Genomic DNA, 19284 nt, shown 5'->3' on the forward strand with positions numbered 1-19284 from the left:
GTGACTGATGAACAAGATGAAGTTTGTAAAATCAATGACAGTGTATCTGCAAGGAGAAAATTTAGCTACATTTACTTCCTACCGTGGACAAGATCCTGAAGTAACTGGTGATACTGATTACATGACTTATCCATTACCTATTAATGTCACTTTTGGTCTAAACCTTAACTTCTAAAATACATATTCAAATGAAATATATTTATCATTATTTAATTATAGTAGGAATGTTGATTGGAATGATGTCATGTTCCTACACGGACTTGAAACCAACAGACAAAGTTGGAGATCATGAGATATTTAGCTCAGTATTTACACTTGAACAGGCTACCACTGGAATTTATGCAAAAATGTCCTTAAGAACAACACTCAATGTTAGTGCGATACTATCAGACGATGTTTACAAAGGCGGACAAAATGGTGGCGCCGGTGACGACTCTTATCAATGGACCTATAGTGCTGCTACAGGTGACCACAATAACTTATGGTCTTCTTATTATGGTGTCATCAATATGGCGAATCGTGTTCTTGAAGGTGCAAAAACCGTACAGACAAACAATCAAGTTGAAGAGAAAATTAAACAAAATTGCATTGGCACTGCTCTATTTATTAGAGCATACACCTCTTTTGACTTATTACGATTTTTTGCAGATTTTGATAAAAAAGAAAATCTTGGCATACCTTATTCTAAGCAAAAAGTTGTTCTTGAAACACTCGGTCGTAACACTGTCGCAGAGTGCTATCAAGAAATGTCTAAAGATCTGGAAACAGCCATACCCTTATTATCTCAGGTTGTGCCAGAAACTCCTTGTTATGCGTCTCAGTTAGCAGCCAAAGCACTCTTAGCTCGCATCAATTTATATGCCCGAAACTATAACCAGGCCTATCAGTATGCAGCCGAAGTTCTTAACCAAAAACCTATAGTTGGCATCCAACAATACCCAAAAATTTGGTCTGATGAAACTAAAGACGAGATTATATTTGAACTTACACGACTACCTGGTGAAGAAACGATAGGGACTTTGTTTTGGAGTGCTGATAACAGTAGCTCTTTCGAACCATCAACAGAACTTATTAAAAGTTATGACGAAAAAGACATACGTCTTAAGACCTTTATTGGTGACGGTGTTGATCGTGATAATGTTCCTGTAAAACGAGTTAACAAATACAAGGGTACAAAAGAGAATGTAGGCTTATCGAACCAAAAAATGATACGATCATCAGAGATGCTTCTCATTATGGCTGAATGTAAGGCTATTTCAAACATCGCAGAGGCCAATAGCCTACTGAACCAACTGCGACGTGCTCGCATAAAAGACTGGTCGGATAAGAATTACTTAACGAAAGAAGAAATTTTACAAGAGATTCTTCTAGAAAGAAGAAGAGAATTGTGTTTTGAAGGTCACCGATTCTTTGATTTACGTAGATTCCACCTACCAATATATAAACCAATGATTAATAAGACACTAGATGTGGACAACATTCGTCGCATTATGCCTATCCCATTAGCAGAGATGCAAGGTAACAATGTTATAGCAAATCAACAAAATCCAGGATATTAATCAGTTGTTTTTTACCATATGGCTCAAATTGCAGGCTGATTTTATTCGGAATATTCAAGAAGTTAATATATCTTTGCCATGCAGTCTGAAACACAGTGAGAACTGCCATGAAACAACTGCATGAGTAATAGGATTGATAAAGTATATCGAGTAGGAGGTAAACACTAATCACAGGTGTATATCTCCTACTTTCGTGTCCACCAACCTTCCACACCACCGTACATGCGGTTTCGCATACAGCGATTTCGTGCTTTCTCATCTCACAATGTGTGCCCATTTGTTTGCTAAGCTCTAGAAACTCGACTGACTGTTCTGAATTATTAGGAGGGTGGTTAAGTTTGCAATTTCATCCATGGTCAAATGAATTGTAGAAAGCTTCTATTCGTTAGGTAGATATTTACAGCTGGTTACCTTCAAATTTAACCTCAGGGTGAACATTCTTACATTGGTTATGTGATTCCTGCTATCAGGAGCTACAACGGATAAACCAAGTAAATATTATATGTATCATTAGGCTACCCATCCCACCGTGCACGCAAAGATAGCCCCTGCCGCTTTGTTCACATTTGTGACATGCTCGGTAACAATGAGCAGGAATCCAAAAAGCAATATACCAGCGATTACAAGAGTGATGTTATATAATAAGGTAGGAAGATGAATTGGTCAACCTGATATTTAGCGTGCTGTTCACCTTAAAGTTACAAAACGACCCAAAGGCCAACAAGCAAGACATATTTTATTTCTGTGAACAAAAAACTTTGCTCAATAAGGATTCCGCGATTGCTGGCAACAGCAAACTGTTGATGAAAAAAGTAGGTCATACAGAAGTTGCACGTTTCGACTGGATATGAAATATGATTAAATTGTTTCCTGATAGCTTTTTTCTACTGCTGTTTTTTTTCTATCTTTGCAGCATTACGAAGCTATGACACCATGAAGAATTTTCTATATCTATGGCTATTTTTATTGCTGCTCACCTCCTGTCAACAGCAACCCCGCAAGTTTGTCATTGGTGTTTCGCAGTGCAGTATCGACATTTGGAGAGACAAACTCAACCGGGAATTGAAGACGAGCGAATATTTCAACGACTCCATAGAAGTGCGTCTGGCTTCGGCCAACGACGACAGCAAGAAGCAAATCGCACAAATCGACAAGTTTGTAGACGATGGTGTAGACCTGCTCATCGTGGCTCCCAACCAATACACATCTATCATCCATGCCGTGAATCGTGCTTACGATAAGGGTATACCTGTGATACTTTTCGATCGCAAGGTGGACACCGACAAATACACCGCCTTTATCGGAGGCGACAATTACAACATGGGCAAGACGATGGGACAGTTCATAGCCCGGCAGCTCAAGGGACAGGGACGTGTGGTGGAAATCCGTGGACTTGATGGCTCGTCGCCCGCTGAGGAACGTCATCGCGGATTTGTAGACGGACTGAAAGCTTTCCCCGGTGTGCAGCTGGTGGCTTCGGAGGCCGGCAACTGGAAAGAGGAAAGTGCCATCGATGCCATGAACCGCATCCTGCGGAAGACCCGCAATTTCGACTATGTGTTTGGACAGAACGACCGCATGGCGTGGGGTGCCTACATAGCACTGAAGCAGCACGGACTGGAACAACAGGTGAAATTCACTGGCATCGACGGCATGGCCACAAAAGGTGGCGGGCTCGAACTGGTGCGCGACGGCCTGTTTGAGGCATCCTATCTCTACCCCACCAAGGGCGATGAGGTCATTGCGCTGGCCATGAGAATACTACGCGGACAGCCGTTCAAGCGAGAGAATCCGCTCACAACGACGATTGTCACCAGCGATAATGCCGAACTGCTGCTCATGCAGGCCAAAGACATGGAACGGCAGAATGCCAACCTCGACATCATGCACAAAAAAGTAGACTCCTACTTCAATCAGTACACCATGCAACGATGGTTTATCGCAGTGCTCGTCGGTGCATTGGCGCTCATCGCTATCGCCATCCTCGTGACTTATCGAGCCTACCTTTCCAAGGCCAGACTCAGTACACAGCTGTCCGATAGTAACCATGAGTTGCAGCGGCTGAACGACGAGGTAAAAGCCATGACGCAGGCACAACTCACGTTTTTCACCAACGTGAGCCATGAGTTGCGTACGCCCCTCACCCTCATTGCCGACCCAGTGGACCGCCTGTTGGAAAACGGTAAAACGGATGACAACGGCCACAAAATGCTCCGGATGGTGCAACGCAACGTACATGTGTTGATGCAGCTGGTTAATGAAATTCTCGATTTCCGCAAGGTGCAGAATGGCAAGATGACACTTCGCCTTACGCGCTTCTCGCTTGGCACAGCCTTGCATGAATGGTGTAGAGCCTTTGCATCGGTTGCCGAAAATGCTAATATCAGCTTGAAGACAGAAAGCGATATTGGCGATGACGATATGATTATCGCCGATGAGGAAAAACTCAACCACCTCTATCTCAATCTCATGAGCAATGCCCTGAAGTACACGCCCGCTGGCGGAACGATTACCACGACGCTCGGCCGCGAGGGCGACCGCTATGTCATTCGTGTGGAAGACACGGGCGTGGGCATCGAGGAAAAAGATATTGCAAAGATATTCGAGCGATTCTATCAGGGACGAAAAGCCTCCGGTGGTACCGGCATCGGTCTTGCTTTGGTCAAGGCCTTTGCCGAACTGCATCATGGTGAGGTAAGCGCGGAGAGCGAGAAAGGGCGGGGCACCTGCTTCACGGTGAAACTTCCCATACGGCAGGAGGGTGCGGTCGAGGAGTCGTCGGCACGGGCCGCATCGGTCGAGGTGGCAGCTGGACAGTATGTCGGGACACAGGTCAATACGGAACGCCACACGGACGATGTGGTGTCGGCCGAAGAAACCGACAAGCCCGAAATTCTGGTCATTGACGACAACAACGACGTGCGCGCCTATCTGCGGTCAGTATTGAAGGATCAATACCATGTGAGCGAAGCCGTAGATGGCAGGAGTGGACTTGTTTTGGCGCGCAGGGTTGTGCCGGATATTGTAGTGTGCGACGTGATGATGCCGGTGATGGACGGACTGACTTTCACGCGCGAACTGAAAACGCACACCGCCACCAGCCACATTCCTGTCATTCTGCTCACGGCGCGGTCGCTCAACGAACAGATGGCTGAAGGGTACGAAACGGGAGCCGATTCGTATATCACCAAGCCGTTCAGCGCCAAAGTGCTGTTGGCCCGCATCAGCAACCTGCTGAAAAATCGTGCGCAGTTGCGACAGTTGTTTGCCAACGGCGAAGCGCAGACTTCTGTTCCAAACACAGCTCCTGATGGTACGACGACGTCATCAGGTTCCGTCTTGGGCGACAGAGACAAAACGTTCATCGCCCGTCTGCGCGACATTATTCAACAAAACCTTCACAACTCAGACCTCAATGTGGAACAAATCGGTGAGGAAATCGGACTGAGCCGGGTGCAGCTCTACCGCAAAGTGAAGGCGCTCACGGGTCACTCACCTGTTGAACTTCTCCGCACCACCCGCCTGCAACGGGGTCGGAAACTTCTCGAAACCACTGACCAAACTGTCTCGGAAGTGGCTTATGCCGTAGGATTCACTTCCCCCTCTTATTTCACCAAATGTTTCAAAGACGAGTTTAACATCAGTCCAAGCGAACTTAACGGCTGAGTCTACCTCAAACCTATCATAGCCACTGGCTACTGTAATTTTCGTTCATTTGCTCCAAATAATGTTACATGAAACATATTTTGGGGACAGATGAACGAAAATTTTATGTACACGATGGTTATTGTGGTATAAATTTGCTGCTGAAAACCAGATTACTAACAATAACAATTAATCAATGGAAAACCTAAAAAGAATCCTATTGAGTTTTACACTCATCATGGCTTGTATGGTCGCCAGTGCTCAAAAAACTGTAGCTACCGGCACCATTGTTGACGAAAGCGGCTTAGGCGTTATCGGGGCTACGGTCATGGAAAAAAGTACCGCCAATGGAACAGTGACCGACCTGGACGGTAACTTTAAACTGGAAGTGAGACGAGGAGCAACGCTTGTGATTTCTTATATCGGTTATCAGACGATTGAACTTGCGGCCGCAGAAGGCATGAAAGTAACCCTTAAGGAAAATGTCAACGACCTGAACGAGGTCATCGTGACCGGCTACACCACTCAACGCAAAGCCGATTTGACTGGTGCGGTGTCGGCAATGGATATGAAGGGTGCGATGAGCGAGGCCGACCCTAACGTTCTCAGTTCTATGCAGGGCAAACTCGCCGGTGTGGACATTGTGACCGATGCGGCTCCGGGCAGCGGCAGTAGTAGCATTCGTGTACGCGGTATGAGCACTATCAACGCCAACAACCCACTATATATTATAGATGGTGTGGCCACAACGGAGAATCTTAACTCCCTCAACCCCGCAGATATCGAGAGTATTCAAGTATTGAAGGACGCCTCTTCGGCCTCTATCTACGGTAGCCGCGCTGCCAACGGTGTGATTATCATCACTACCAAGAAAGGCAAGGGTAACCGTTTGACTGTTAATGTGAACTACTCAGCTTCGTTGCAAACAATGGCCAAAACCTACGATATGCTCAACGCACAGCAATGGGGTGAAGCCTACTGGGCGGCCAACAAGAATGCCGGTGTTGTGCCTTCGCATCCTTTCTATGGTTCCGGCGACACACCGAAACTGTTGTCTACGTTCGCTGACGGTACACCTGTGGCTGATACCGATTGGCAGGATGAGGTTTACTCCTCAGCTTGGACTCACAACCTCAATGCCAGTGTGCAAAATTCTTCCGAGCGTGGCTCCATGCTGTTCAGTGGTAACTTCATCAATCAAGACGGTTTGATGAACGAGACCTTCTTCCGTCGCTATAGCGTTCGTGTGAACTCCGACTACAACATTTCCAAGTTTGTCAAAGTGGGAGAAAACCTCATGGTGAGCCGCTGGAATAATCGTGGATATGGTACACAAGACGACCGAGGCATCCCTTATACGGCCATGCGGCAACATCCGGCTATCCCAGTCTATATGGCCGACGGCACGTTTGCCAATCCCATGAAGCTTGCTTCGAGCGACATTGCTAACCCCGTGCACGAGCTTTATAACGGTCGTGACAACGACAATGCCAGCTGGCGTATCTTCGGAAACGGCTATTTGGAGGTTTATCCCGTCAAGGGACTTACTCTGAAGAGCAATCTCGGCTACGAGCATGTGCAGTATAACAACAAGACGCTGAATCGCAAGATGCAGCCCTCTGATATCACAAGTCTCAACCGTGCTTATGGTGAGGGAGATACTTGGACGTGGACCAATACGGCCAACTACATCCTCGACCTGAACGACAAACACCACTTCAATTTCTTGTTTGGTACGGAAGCCATCAAGTATAAGTATGACAACATAGCGGCTTTCCGCAACCAGTTTGCCTTCGAGGATGTAGACTATATGCAGCTCGATGCCGGTGAGGGCACACAGACCAACGGTGGCGGACAGTCGGAATGGGCCTTGTTCTCTCTGTTTGGAAAGGTTGATTACAACTTCATGGACCGCTATCTGCTCTCCGCCACGCTGCGCAGGGACCAGACTTCACGGCTCCACAAGGACAACAATTCGGGCATATTCCCTGCTTTCAGCGCTGCCTGGCGCGTTTCAGAAGAAAACTTCTTCCCGAGGAATGAGGTGGTGAACGATTTGAAACTGCGTCTTGCATGGGGACAGAACGGCAACTCTGCCATCTCTAACAACTACGCTTCCTACACCACTTATGCCTACGATCAAGGCAACGGAGCCTATGACCTTAACGGCACCAACAACCTGACAATGGCTGGATTGAAAGCAGCCGCTACCGGAAATAAGGATCTCAAATGGGAAACTACTACGCAAACCAACATCGGTTTCGACGCCAGTCTCTTTGACCAGACCCTCTCCATGACTTTCGATTACTACTGGAAGAACACCCGCGATATGCTCACCATTCCGCCAACACTTTCGGTTGCCGGCGAGAATGCAGCCATGTGGATGAACACCGGTAATATGGAGAATCACGGATGGGAACTCAATCTTGGCTATCATTCGCCCAAATACGGTGATTTCAGTTGGGATGGCAATCTGAATTTATCCCAATATAAGAATAAGGTAAAGAAGCTCAACGACTTTGTAAGCACCATAGGTGGTGACTTCCGACTGATCGAAGGTGAGCCTATGGGAGTGTACTACGGCTATATCTACGATGGAATTTTCCAATCGGATGAGCAGGTGGCCAACCACGCCATACAGGAGGGCAAGGACACAGGCCGTATGATTTTCCGCGACCTTGACGGTAAAGGAAGCATCAACGAGGCCGACCGTACTATCATCGGCGACCCCAATCCCGACCTGTCGTTGGGTTTGAGCCTCGACTTCAACTACAAGAACTGGACGCTTAGCACTTTCTTCTCGGGAGAATTCGGCTTCGACATCTACAACACCACGAAGCGACAATTGCTCTTCATGAGTTATGGCGGAACGAGCACCAACCGAAGTGCCGATATTCTGAAAGCCTGGAGCACCAACAATACCAGCTCCGACATCCCCGCCCTCTCAGTTGTAGACAAGAACAATGAGATGCGCATGAGCAACTATTACATAGAAGACGGCAGCTACCTGAAGATGAAATACATCAAGCTGGCCTATCGTTTCCCACAGTCTGTACTACAAGCACTCCACGCCACCGCATTGAGTGTTTACGGCCAAATGGAAAACGTGTTCACCATAACTGGTTACGACGGTCTTGACCCCGAAGTGCCGATTGGCGGCTACGGCGCACGCATCGACATGGGACCATATCCCCGTTCGAGAACTTTCACGCTGGGCGTTAACCTCACTTTTTGATTAAAGCAGAGGAATGAAAACATCAAGCAATAGACTAAAAACTAAAAACAGAAAGACGATGAAATCATTATTCAACAAGATATTTATGGGCATGACGATGGTTTGTCTATCAATAGGTGCAGTGTCTTGCGACGATATGCTCGACCTGAAGCCTCAGGGTCAAATCACCGAAGAGCAGATTGACACTGCCGCCGTCAGTGCACTCATGGCCTCGGCCTATGCCGGACTGGAATGTCACTTCTTTGGCAACAATGAGAGTTTCTCAGGACCCATCACCAACTGGGTGATGGACGTGCGCAGCGACGATGCCTACAAAGGCGGCGGCGGAGTGTCGATGGAGGCCAATATCCATCAGTTGGAGGTGAATAACATTACCTCCGACAACGCCACCTGTCTCTTTAAGTGGCAGAACAATTATTATGCTATCAGTCGTGTTCACAAAGCAATGAACGCCATAGAGAACTCCAATCTCAAAGATAAGGAAAGCCTGCTCGGCGAGCTTAAGACCTTGCGGGCGTGGTTTTACTTCGATTTGAACCGCGTTTTCAAGAACATCGCCTACTTTGATGAGACCGAAGACCCCAACAGCAAGACAACTTCGGAGTTCAGCAAGGCTGAAATCTACGACAAAATCAAACAGGATCTCAAGGAGGCCTATCAGGTTTTGCCGGAAACACAGGCTCAGGTTGGACGCTTCAATAAATATGTGGCTGCTGCACTCATGGCTAAAGTCTGTGCGCAGACATCCGATTGGGCCAACGTTATCACTTATAGCGATGCCGTGATTAAAAGTGGCAAGTATGCCCTCTACGATAACTACGCTGATATGAGCAAACTGGCTTTCAACAACAAGAAGGAGGCTATTCTTGCCATTCAATTCTCTACGGCAAACAACAACGGGCACATCAATTACAATAATCTGCTTAACACTACCTACAGTGACGGCAATCTTTTTGGCAACGGTGACGATTTCTTTCTCGGAAGTCAGAATCTTGTGAATGCCTTCAAGACTGACGACAACGGTCTGCCTTATCTCAATGGCGATGCTCCGGCAGAAAATGTGAGTGAGACATACGATGGCAACATTGACCCGCGTGTGGACTTTACGGTGGGACGCATCGGCTTTCCATTCAGAGGACACCTCTATACCAAGGGCTGGTGCCGTGCCTACGATGTTTATGGCGAGTATAGTGGAAAGAAAGGTCTTATCGACCCATCGTCGCCCGACATGGTGCAGGGTTTCCCCTGGGGAGCTTCCGGCTTGAACTTCAATCTTATTCGCTATGCCGACATCCTGCTTCTCAAGGCTGAGGCAGAAATTGAACTCGGGCAGAATCTGGACGATGCACGCGAGCTTATCAATCAGGTGCGCCAAAAGGCAGCCCGCTCGGTGGATGCCAGGTATATGCCGGTAGAGCTTGACCCCAACAAGGCTTTCTATGCCGTAGCGCTCTATCCCGCTACCGGATGGACGCAAGACTACGCCCGTAAGGCTGTGCGCACAGAGCGCCGATTGGAATTTGCTATGGAGGACAACCGTTGGTTTGACCTCGTTCGCTGGGGCAATGTGGTATCTACAATCAACGATTACATGAAGAGCGAAGCCGAACTCCGCACCTATTACGACGGCGCCTCGCTCACTGAAAATGAGATTTATTTGCCCGTACCTGTCTCCGAGGTAGACAATTCCCACGGACTTTATAAGTAATTCACCATTTATCACGCAAAAATCATCATAGGATATGAAAAAAATATTAGTAGGTTTCATCAGTATGTTGACTGTTTGTCTGGGGTTCACATCCTGCTCGGATGTAGAAATTCCCGAGGCAGTAACCTCCGAAACGGTTTCTTCGCTCACTTCATCGGTCAGCGGACGCAATGTCACCCTGAGTTGGTCCAACCCTGCTGACGCTTCCGGTGTACAGATATTGAAGAATAATACCATTCTAGCCAACTACGACAGCATTTTCACCACCTTCCTCGATCGCCACGTAGCCGTGAATACCGACCTATGGTACACGGTCAAGGCCAAATATAGCGACGGCCGCGTGTCTGAGGGACAATCCATCAAACAGAACGTCCAATACGAGGCCAACGCCCGGCCAGCCATGCTCATTACGGCCGAAACCATAGACGCTATTGAGGACGATGACGAGAAAGCCGCTGCCGAGTGGTTTCATGCCACCTATCCCAACGGTGCTATTCTTACTCCCGGAACGCTCTCGACGCTCTACCCCGACGAGTACAATGTGGTGTGGATACAGATTGACCGTGTGGGCATTGAAATGGGATGGAAGAATTTGCCGGCCAACATGGTTAGCGATAAGGTTATCGGTATTCTCACTCAATATGTTGAAGAAGGGGGTAATTTGTTCCTGACCAAACACGCTACACAACTCACAGTTGCCATAGGACGCATTGAGGAAGACTTGGGTCCCCACATCTTCTCGGCAGGTCCCGGCGGTCATGGTGATGATAATTGGACGGTCAACGCCCACATCGGATGCGGTCAAGAAATATCCTACGACCATCGGAAACACGACATCTATGCCGGCCTGACAACCAATATGGACTTTGGACACGAGAGTTTCGGACTCGAAGGTCCCGGCTTCCGCGAAGATCACAACTGTATGTGGGACCTCAATTCTTACGGTTTGCCAGCCTTAGTACCTACGGCTCACAACGTGGTCGATGCTTATCAGCAACTCACCAATTGTACCGTACTGGGCACATGGGGTCACGTGACTGACTATTGCTGTGCCGGAATCATTGATTTCAATCCTATGCCTGAGATGCCGGGGCGCATTCTTGCCATCGGACTGAGTGCATACGAATGGGATGCAAACGATACGGTCAATAGTTATCAGACCAACATGGAACGGCTCACCAAGAACTGTATCGATTATCTGAGCAAATAGATCGATGAGCACATACGGGAGTTTGATGAAATCCCTCATCCCTGGAAACAAACATGATTTTGTGAAACGAGGATAAGATTTTCAGCAAACTCCCGTTATCCCAGTGAATCTACTATCGGATGACCTGACGATAACACAATAGAGAAAACCGTATGAAGTTCTAAATATGCAGATATGATGAACGAAATACACAATATACAAACGATGACACTACAACTGAAATACCATATTTTTACTGCCATGCTGCTCTTCGGAGTTGCGATTGTTCATGGCCAGGTTATTCACGTGGGCAACGACGGACGTGACGCCGCGACGGCTTATGGCGTAAGGCCATTAGAATTTGTGGATGGTGCACAAGGTAAAGCCTTCCGTACTGATGGCTATTCAACTTATGCTACCACTGAAATTGTTCCAACACGGATAGACGCCTCGACTTTCTCCATGTCGCTTTGGTGTGCTCCTGAAACCTATCCCATGATGAATGTGAACGAGGCAGAGACAGTTCCGACTTACGCTACCATCGTCGGCAACATCGACGACGCAGCTCAAACAGGTTTTGCCTTTGAACTGAGTTCGCAGGGCGACTATCGTTTTCGCTGTTACGCGGGTGGATGGGAAACCATCTGTGCGGCTACCGACAAATTGTCCTGCAGTGTCTGGAGCCACCTTGTGGCTATTCGCAACGGGCGTCGGCTCTATCTTTACAACAACGGCACTCAGGTAGGAATGGTGAATATGGCTTTCCCGCTGTCGGCAGGCGACGAAACGTTATACATCGGAAAGTCTGCTGCCGAACTGAAAGCGCACGGACCTTTCAATATCAACACATTCAACGGTCTTATCGATGATTTCACCGTCTATAACAGCGTGCTTTCGGGCTCTCAACTCGCCGGCATCACACAGACCCCTGATCTTTCGATTCCTGAGAGCCGATTTGCAAACAACATCTATCGTCCCCAACTTCATGGCATGCCCGCTGCTAATTGGACCAATGAGAGCCACGGACTTATATGGCACAACGGAAGTTTTCATACTTTCTTTCAAAAGAATGCCAACGGTCCCTATATGGCCCGCCTACACTGGGGGCATATTGTTTCGGAAGACTTGCTCCACTGGCAGGAAGAGCCGATTGCGCTCATGCCCGGCGAACCTTACGATATCAAGGGGTGTTGGAGTGGAGCCGTAATGACGGTAGATGGGCGCCCTCATATTATCTATACGGGTGTGGACAACGGTCGTGCACGCATTGTTGAGGCTACGCCCAACGACAACAATCTCCTCTCATGGACCAAACAGAGCGTCATTATTGACGGGCGTCCTTCGGGCTTGAGCGACGATTTCCGCGACCCCTATCCGTTTGAAATAGAAGGCAATCGCTACATCGTGGTGGGAACCTCGAAAAACGGTGTGGGTGCCATGACACTCCACAAATATGCAGATGGTATTTGGACCAACGACGGCCGTATCTTTTTCCAAGGCAGCAATGCCACAACAGCAGGCACATTCTGGGAAATGCCCACCGTGACCCCGATGGGTGACAAGTGGCTTGTAACCGTTACGCCGTTAGGCACCGGCAAGGGCACCGTGACGCTTTATTGGGTTGGAACCATTGGTTCTGACGGCACATTCAACCCCGACAACATGACGCCTCGCCAGCTAGAGCTTGACGGGATGAGCAAGGACGGATTCGGACTACTTTCGCCGAGTATCACCCAAAAGGACGGCAAGACCCTACTCATGGGTATTGTGCCCGACAAATTGGGGGCTGTCGACAATTACAAATTGGGCTGGGCACACACCTACAGTTTGCCCCGCGAAGTGACTCTGGCCGATGACGGCACCCTTATACAGAAACCGGCGGTAAACTTCAACGGCGGCACGCCCGCTACCACCCTCACCAATCTGCAACTCGACGGAGCGCAACGGCTCGACGGAGTGAGTGGAAGGCTGTGGCAGGTGACGGGAGAGTTTACGGTAGGCGCGTCGATTTTCGGTCTGAACTTTCTGAAATCGGGCAACCGCATGGCCAAAATATTCTATACGCCGATCAGTAACGAACTGACCGTTGACCTCACGGGCATCGACCGAAAGATCAACGATGCGGGCGTGTTCAATGGTAAATATGTGAGCAGTCTGCCCAAACGACCCGCCGTTGGTGAAACGCTGAAGCTCGATATATTCTTTGACCACTCCATTCTCGACGTGTTTGTCAATGACACCTACGCGTTCAGTCTGCGAGTGTTTGCCACAGACGCAGCGGCCAATGACGTGGAAGTGTTCTCCGATGGCCCTACTACGCTTAAGCGGCTCACGGCGAATATGACGCCAACGGGTATCAGTTCGGTCGTGACTGACGCCCAAACCGACAAACATTGGTATACTCTCGGAGGCATTAGAACATCGTGTCATACCGGACGAGGTGTCTATATTCATCAAGGAAAGAAATACTTGAAGCCATAAAAAAAGGTTGACTTCTTCAACACCAGTAAAATACAACTTAAACAGCTATAAAACAATATGAAACGACTTTTCATTCTAACTATTTCGGCGATGTTTGCGCTGAGTTTCCTGCACGCACAAACCACCCATTTCCTTAGCGATAAACACGTGATGCAGCGCGTATCTACCACCTCAAAATACCTGTTATTACCCGTAGAAGAAAGCCGCGAGAACGACCATGTGCGGATTCTTCAGGACCAAAAGGTGGTGAAGGAATTTAATTGCAAGTTGGCCATGAACAAGATTGATTACTTTGTTCCTCTTCACCTCGATGAGTTTGCCGGGAAAGAAATCTTGCTCGACATCACCATTTCACGCGGTAATACTAACGAACAGGCCAGACATACGGCCACCAAGGAATTTATCTGTTGGAAGGCAATGAAGTATGCTGATACGTTTGATACGCAGAATCGTGAGAAATTCCGTCCTGTCTATCACCACACGCCTCTTTACGGCTGGATGAACGACCCCAACGGGATGTTTTATAAGGACGGTATTTGGCATCTCTACTTTCAGCACAATCCCTACGGATCGCAGTGGGAGAACATGACATGGGGCCATTCCACCTCGCGCGACTTGATGAACTGGACCTTCGAGGGCGATGCTGTGATGCCAGACGCCTTGGGAACGGTGTTCAGCGGATCGGCTGTTGTAGACAAGAACAACACGGCTGGATTTGGCAGTGGTGCCGTTGTGGCTATGTATACTTCTGCAGGACAGAGCCAGACACAGAGCTTGGCCTACAGCACCGACAACGGACAGACGTTTACGAAATATGCGGGCAATCCAGTGATTGTGTCAAATACGCCCGACTTCCGCGACCCAAAGATGTTCTGGAATGAGGAAATAGGCAAATGGAACATGATTTTGGCCGAAGGGCAGCACATGAAAATCTATTCTTCGTCAAACCTGAAGGACTGGACGTTTGAAAGCGATTTCGGCGAGGGTTACGGCAACCACGATGGGGTTTGGGAATGCCCCGACCTGCTGAAAATGGGCAACCGATGGCTGCTCATCTGCAACATCAACCCTGGCGGACCTTTCGGTGGCTCGGCCACTCAGTATTTTGTCGGTACTTTCGACGGTCGCAAGTTCATGTGTGAGGATGCTCCAGAGGTGACCAAATGGATGGATTGGGGCAAGGACCACTATGCCACCGTCACTTTCAGCAATGCTCCCGACGGACGTCATGTGGCCATGTCTTGGATGAGCAACTGGCAGTATGCCAACGATGTGCCCACCAGGCAATATCGCTCGGCCAACGGTTTGCCGCGCGATCTCGGTCTGTTCAGCTATCAGGGAAAGACTTATTGCAGCGTCAAACCGAGTCCGGAGGTCATGAGTGCGTTTGCATCGAAACCCGTTAAGCGGCTCAGCGACGCCTGTCGCGTCGATGTCCGGCTGCGTGCCAACACTGTTATCACGCTGTCCAATGGTCAGGGAGAAACGGTCACCATGACTTATAATGCCAAGAACGAAACATTTGAGATGGATCGCACCAAGAGCGGCGACACAAGTTTTTCGAGCAATTTTGCAACGGTGACCAAAGCCCCGACCTACGGAAAAATAAACACACTTCAAATCTTCATAGACAAAAGCAGTATCGAGGTGTTCGATGCCGATGGGAAAATGGCCATGTCTAACATAGTCTTCCCCTCCTCACCCTATACGCAGCTTACTGTCAAGGGTGGCAAGGCCCGTATTTACAATCTGAAATAATAAGGCTTCGCAGTAAATCCTAAATCAATCTTAAATTTTAAAACAACGTCATGAGCAAAACAAATAAACTCGCTTTGATACCGGTCATGCTCTGTTTTTTCGCCATGGGCTTCGTCGACTTAGTAGGCATTGCGTCCAACTATGTGAAAGAAGACCTTGCGCTGAGCGACTCGGTTGCCAACATCCTGCCTTCGCTGGTATTCTTCTGGTTTCTCATTTTCTCTGTTCCCACTGGGGTTTTGATGAACAAAATCGGACGCAAAAAAACTGTCTTGCTGTCGCTTGTAGTCACCAACCTCTCGCTGTTGTTACCCATTTTCAGTGAAAACTTCTATGTCATGCTCATCTCCTTCTCCCTTTTGGGAATTGGAAACGCATTGATGCAGACTTCGCTCAATCCGTTAGTGTCTACCGTCATCAAGGGAAACCTTGCTGCGACGCTCACCTTCGGCCAATTTGTGAAAGCCATCGCATCGCTCATGGCACCCTATATCGCTATGTGGGGAGCATTGGCCACCATTCCGGCCTTCGGCTTGGGTTGGCGTGTGCTTTTCCCCATCTATATGATTGTCGGCGTGATAGCCTCGCTGCTGTTGGCCTCGACGCCCATCGAGGAGGAAACCGACACACTCGATGCCGATGAGAACGACACCGTGGCAAGCCATTTTTCGAAAGCCTTCGGACTGCTCGGCACACCGGCTGTGCTGTTGAGCTTTGTCGCCATCATCTGTCATGTGGGCATTGATGTGGGCGCCAACACCACGGCTCCGAAGATTTTGATGGAGCGGTTGGGCATGACACTGAACGAGGCCGCCTTTGCCACGAGTCTATATTTCATTTTCCGCACCATCGGCTGTCTCACAGGAAGTTATTTTTTACGGGTTATGAAGAGTCGCACATTCTTTATCATCAGCGTCGCGATGATGACTTTGTCTATGCTCGGACTGCTTGTCGGAACATCCAAACCAATACTCTATACAGCCATCGCCTTAGTGGGATATGGCAACTCCAACATCTTCTCCATCGTGTTCTCGCAGGCACTTCTTTCGGTGCCCGAAAAGAAAAATGCCGTGAGTGGTCTGATGATTATGGGGCTGTTCGGTGGTACGGTGTTCCCGTTGCTCATGGGATTTGCCAGCGATGCCATCGGTCAGATTGGCGCAGTAGGCGTCATGGCTGTCGGTGTGGCTTATCTGTTTACCTATATAACTCAAGTGAAACACTAAAAACAAAGATATGGAACGTTATATTGTAGGCCTCGGAGAGGCTTTATGGGATGTGCTTCCGGAAGGAGCCAAACTCGGCGGTGCCCCTGCCAATTTTGCCTATCATGCCAGTCAGTTTGGCCATTCGGCTGTGGCTGTGAGCGCTTTGGGCAAAGACGACTTAGGCGACCAAACTGTAAAAGAACTGGACGAAAAGGGTTTGAAACACATCATGCCCCGTGTGGACTATCCTACGGGAACGGTAGGGGTAGAACTCGATGCCGACGGGGTACCCACCTACGACATCCGGACTGGTGTGGCATGGGATTACATTCCTTTCACGCCTGAGGTGGAAGCGGCTGCCCACAATTGCAGCGCCGTTTGTTTCGGTTCATTGGCCCAGCGCAGTGAGCAGTCGAGAGAGACCATTGCGAAGTTTCTCGACGCCACACCGAAAGACTGTCTGAAGATTTTCGACATCAACCTGCGTGGCAACTTCTACACCAAAGAGGTTATCCAAGAGTCGCTCAAGCGATGCAACATCTTGAAAATTAATGATGAAGAACTCGTTTCCATCGGTCGTCTTTTTGGCTATCCGGGTCTCGACATTGAGAACAAATGCTGGCTAATTCTCGGCAAATACAACCTCGACATGCTCGTACTGACCTGCGGAACGAATGGCAGCTATGTGTTTGCGAAAGGTTTGAAGAGCTTCCAGGAAACACCCAAGGTGGAGGTTGCTGACACCGTTGGAGCAGGCGACTCGTTTACAGGCGCTTTCACGGCCGCCATCCTGTCGGGCAAACCCATCAGAGAAGCACACGAACTGGCAGTGAAAGTGAGTGCTTACGTGTGCACACAAAAAGGTGCCATGCCTCGACTTCCGGAGAAATTCACGGCACAAATCAAAAGTTAGACAAGACCCTAATCGAGTAGGAGGTAAACACTAATCATAGGTGTTTATCTCCTACTTTCGTGTTTACCGACCTCTCACACCACCGTACAAGGTAAGCAAGAAGAACATGCAAAAGCAGCTAATATTGGATGCTTAGTATCATTAGCCTAATAAGCCTAATTAGGGGTCAGTCGTAAAACCCAGTTGCAACCCTCTCCCCTCATGCACATAATTTCATAGGTATTTGTTATCTTTGCATCATGAAGACCGAGCAATTGTTGCGTTGTATCTTTCCAGAGATACTCGCAGATTATTTTGATGTGATAGATATCCAAGAGAGTATTTCCCAGATAGACTTCTGGTTGGATGAGCGTAACTTTATGGAAGAGGCAGACCGCAAGTCCGGCACAGTAAGCAGTTACGGCTTTACCGCCGAACGGGTTGTCCATGACTTTCCCCTTCGTGGCAAGCCCGTTTACCTTCATGTCCGCCGTCGAAAATGGCGTGACAGTTCCACGGGTGAGATATTCAGTTATTCTTACGATGACTTGACGGCTGAGGGCAGCAAACTATCCCCTGAGTTCGTTTCTTTTTTAAAAGAATAGAATTGAGTCTACTGCGGAGAGCATTACAGGTATCGGCTCTCACTATGGCGTAGACGGCAAGCAACTTTCCACACAATACAAGGAGCATTTCAGCGATTATCGCCAGTGGGAGCAGTTGTCGCATGCGGGAGACTGGCTGCTGTTTGATGAGAACCTGGGAGAGAGCCTGAGTATCGATGAGACTTGTCTGAGCAGCGGTGAGGTCTATACATTTCTGACCAACAAGGCTGGCAAAGGTGGCAAGGGTACGCTGGTAGCTGTGGTCAGGGGAACAAAAGCCGAAGATGTGATCCGTGTTCTGGAAAAGATTGACCTTTCCAAAAGAAAGACTGTCAAGGAGATAACGCTCGACTTGTCTTCCTCTATGATGATCATTGCGCGCACGGTGTTCCCCAAGGCACTCATCACCAGTGACAGGTTTCATGTGCAGAAGCTTTACTATGACGCTTTGGACGACATGCGCATAGCCTACCGGTGGATGGCAAGGGACAGAGAAAATGAGGAGATGAAGGAAGCCAAGGAGCGAGGCGAGGCCTATAGACCATTCAGGTACAGCAACGGTGATACCCGCAAGCAACTACTTGCCAGAGCGAAGTTTATACTGACTAAACACAAGTCCAAGTGGACAGAATCGCAAAGGCTAAGGGCTGAAATAATCTTTGAAAACTACCCGGAACTCAAAAAAGCCTATGACTTGGCTATGGAACTTACCGACATTTATAATGCCAGAAGCATCAAGGATGCGGCAAGATTGAAACTGGCAAGGTGGTTTAATAAGGTGGAGAAATTGGGGGTGGACAACTTCTATACGGTGATTGACACCTTTAAGAACCATTATGATACCATACTCAATTTCTTTGTCAACAGAGCCACAAATGCCAATGCTGAATCCTTCAACGCAAAAGTCAAAGCCTTCAGGGCACAGTTCAGGGGAGTAACGGATATTCCTTTCTTCCTTTACAGGCTTATGAAATTATGTGCATGAGGGGAGAGGGTTGCAACTG

The 19284-nt window shown here is 48.5% G+C and carries 12 protein-coding genes; all 12 read left to right on the forward strand.

The features are described from left to right. Window positions 1–7: 7 nt before the first annotated feature. The 12 genes from NQ518_RS07270 to NQ518_RS07325 all read left to right on the forward strand — a co-directional run bounded on the left by NQ518_RS07270 (window position 8) and on the right by NQ518_RS07325 (window position 19265). Window positions 8–175 (forward strand): hypothetical protein, encoded by a 168-nt coding sequence (locus NQ518_RS07270; protein ID WP_260107720.1) that lies wholly within the window; start codon window positions 8–10, stop codon window positions 173–175. A 13-nt stretch (window positions 176–188) separates the two neighbouring features. After that, complete coding sequence (locus NQ518_RS07275) at window positions 189–1559, forward strand: RagB/SusD family nutrient uptake outer membrane protein (protein ID WP_227208147.1); 1371 nt, start codon at window positions 189–191, stop codon at window positions 1557–1559. A 933-nt stretch (window positions 1560–2492) separates the two neighbouring features. Continuing rightward, window positions 2493–5225 carry a substrate-binding domain-containing protein gene (locus tag NQ518_RS07280; protein WP_227208145.1) on the forward strand — a complete coding sequence of 911 codons (2733 nt, stop codon included), beginning with the start codon at window positions 2493–2495 and terminating at the stop codon, window positions 5223–5225. A 175-nt stretch (window positions 5226–5400) separates the two neighbouring features. Next, window positions 5401–8439, forward strand: a complete 3039-nt coding sequence (locus NQ518_RS07285) for a SusC/RagA family TonB-linked outer membrane protein (protein ID WP_227208143.1) — start codon at window positions 5401–5403, stop codon at window positions 8437–8439. A gap of 58 nt (window positions 8440–8497) precedes the next feature. Then, window positions 8498–10147, forward strand: coding sequence for a RagB/SusD family nutrient uptake outer membrane protein (locus NQ518_RS07290; RefSeq protein WP_227208141.1), 1650 nt, complete (start codon window positions 8498–8500; stop codon window positions 10145–10147). 34 nt (window positions 10148–10181) lie between these two features. After that, on the forward strand, window positions 10182–11357 hold the full coding sequence (locus tag NQ518_RS07295) for a DUF4960 domain-containing protein (RefSeq protein WP_227960253.1): 1176 nt from the start codon (window positions 10182–10184) through the stop codon (window positions 11355–11357). Window positions 11358–11531: 174 nt separating this feature from the next. Continuing rightward, on the forward strand, window positions 11532–13817 hold the full coding sequence (locus NQ518_RS07300; RefSeq protein WP_227208136.1) for a LamG-like jellyroll fold domain-containing protein: 2286 nt from the start codon (window positions 11532–11534) through the stop codon (window positions 13815–13817). 57 nt (window positions 13818–13874) lie between these two features. Beyond that, window positions 13875–15575, forward strand: coding sequence for a DUF4980 domain-containing protein (locus NQ518_RS07305; protein WP_227208134.1), 1701 nt, complete (start codon window positions 13875–13877; stop codon window positions 15573–15575). 50 nt (window positions 15576–15625) lie between these two features. Beyond that, on the forward strand, window positions 15626–16801 hold the full coding sequence (locus tag NQ518_RS07310; RefSeq protein WP_227208132.1) for an MFS transporter: 1176 nt from the start codon (window positions 15626–15628) through the stop codon (window positions 16799–16801). 10 nt (window positions 16802–16811) lie between these two features. After that, window positions 16812–17696 carry a carbohydrate kinase family protein gene (locus tag NQ518_RS07315; RefSeq protein WP_227208130.1) on the forward strand — a complete coding sequence of 295 codons (885 nt, stop codon included), beginning with the start codon at window positions 16812–16814 and terminating at the stop codon, window positions 17694–17696. Window positions 17697–17935: 239 nt separating this feature from the next. Further along, window positions 17936–18280, forward strand: coding sequence for an ISAon1 family transposase N-terminal region protein (locus NQ518_RS07320; RefSeq protein ID WP_227960252.1), 345 nt, complete (start codon window positions 17936–17938; stop codon window positions 18278–18280). Window position 18281: 1 nt separating this feature from the next. Then, window positions 18282–19265 (forward strand): ISAon1 family transposase, encoded by a 984-nt coding sequence (locus tag NQ518_RS07325; RefSeq protein ID WP_419471400.1) that lies wholly within the window; start codon window positions 18282–18284, stop codon window positions 19263–19265. The last annotated feature ends 19 nt before the right edge of the window (window positions 19266–19284 follow it).

Source organism: Hoylesella buccalis ATCC 35310, assembly GCF_025151385.1.
Taxonomy (GTDB): domain Bacteria; phylum Bacteroidota; class Bacteroidia; order Bacteroidales; family Bacteroidaceae; genus Prevotella; species Prevotella buccalis.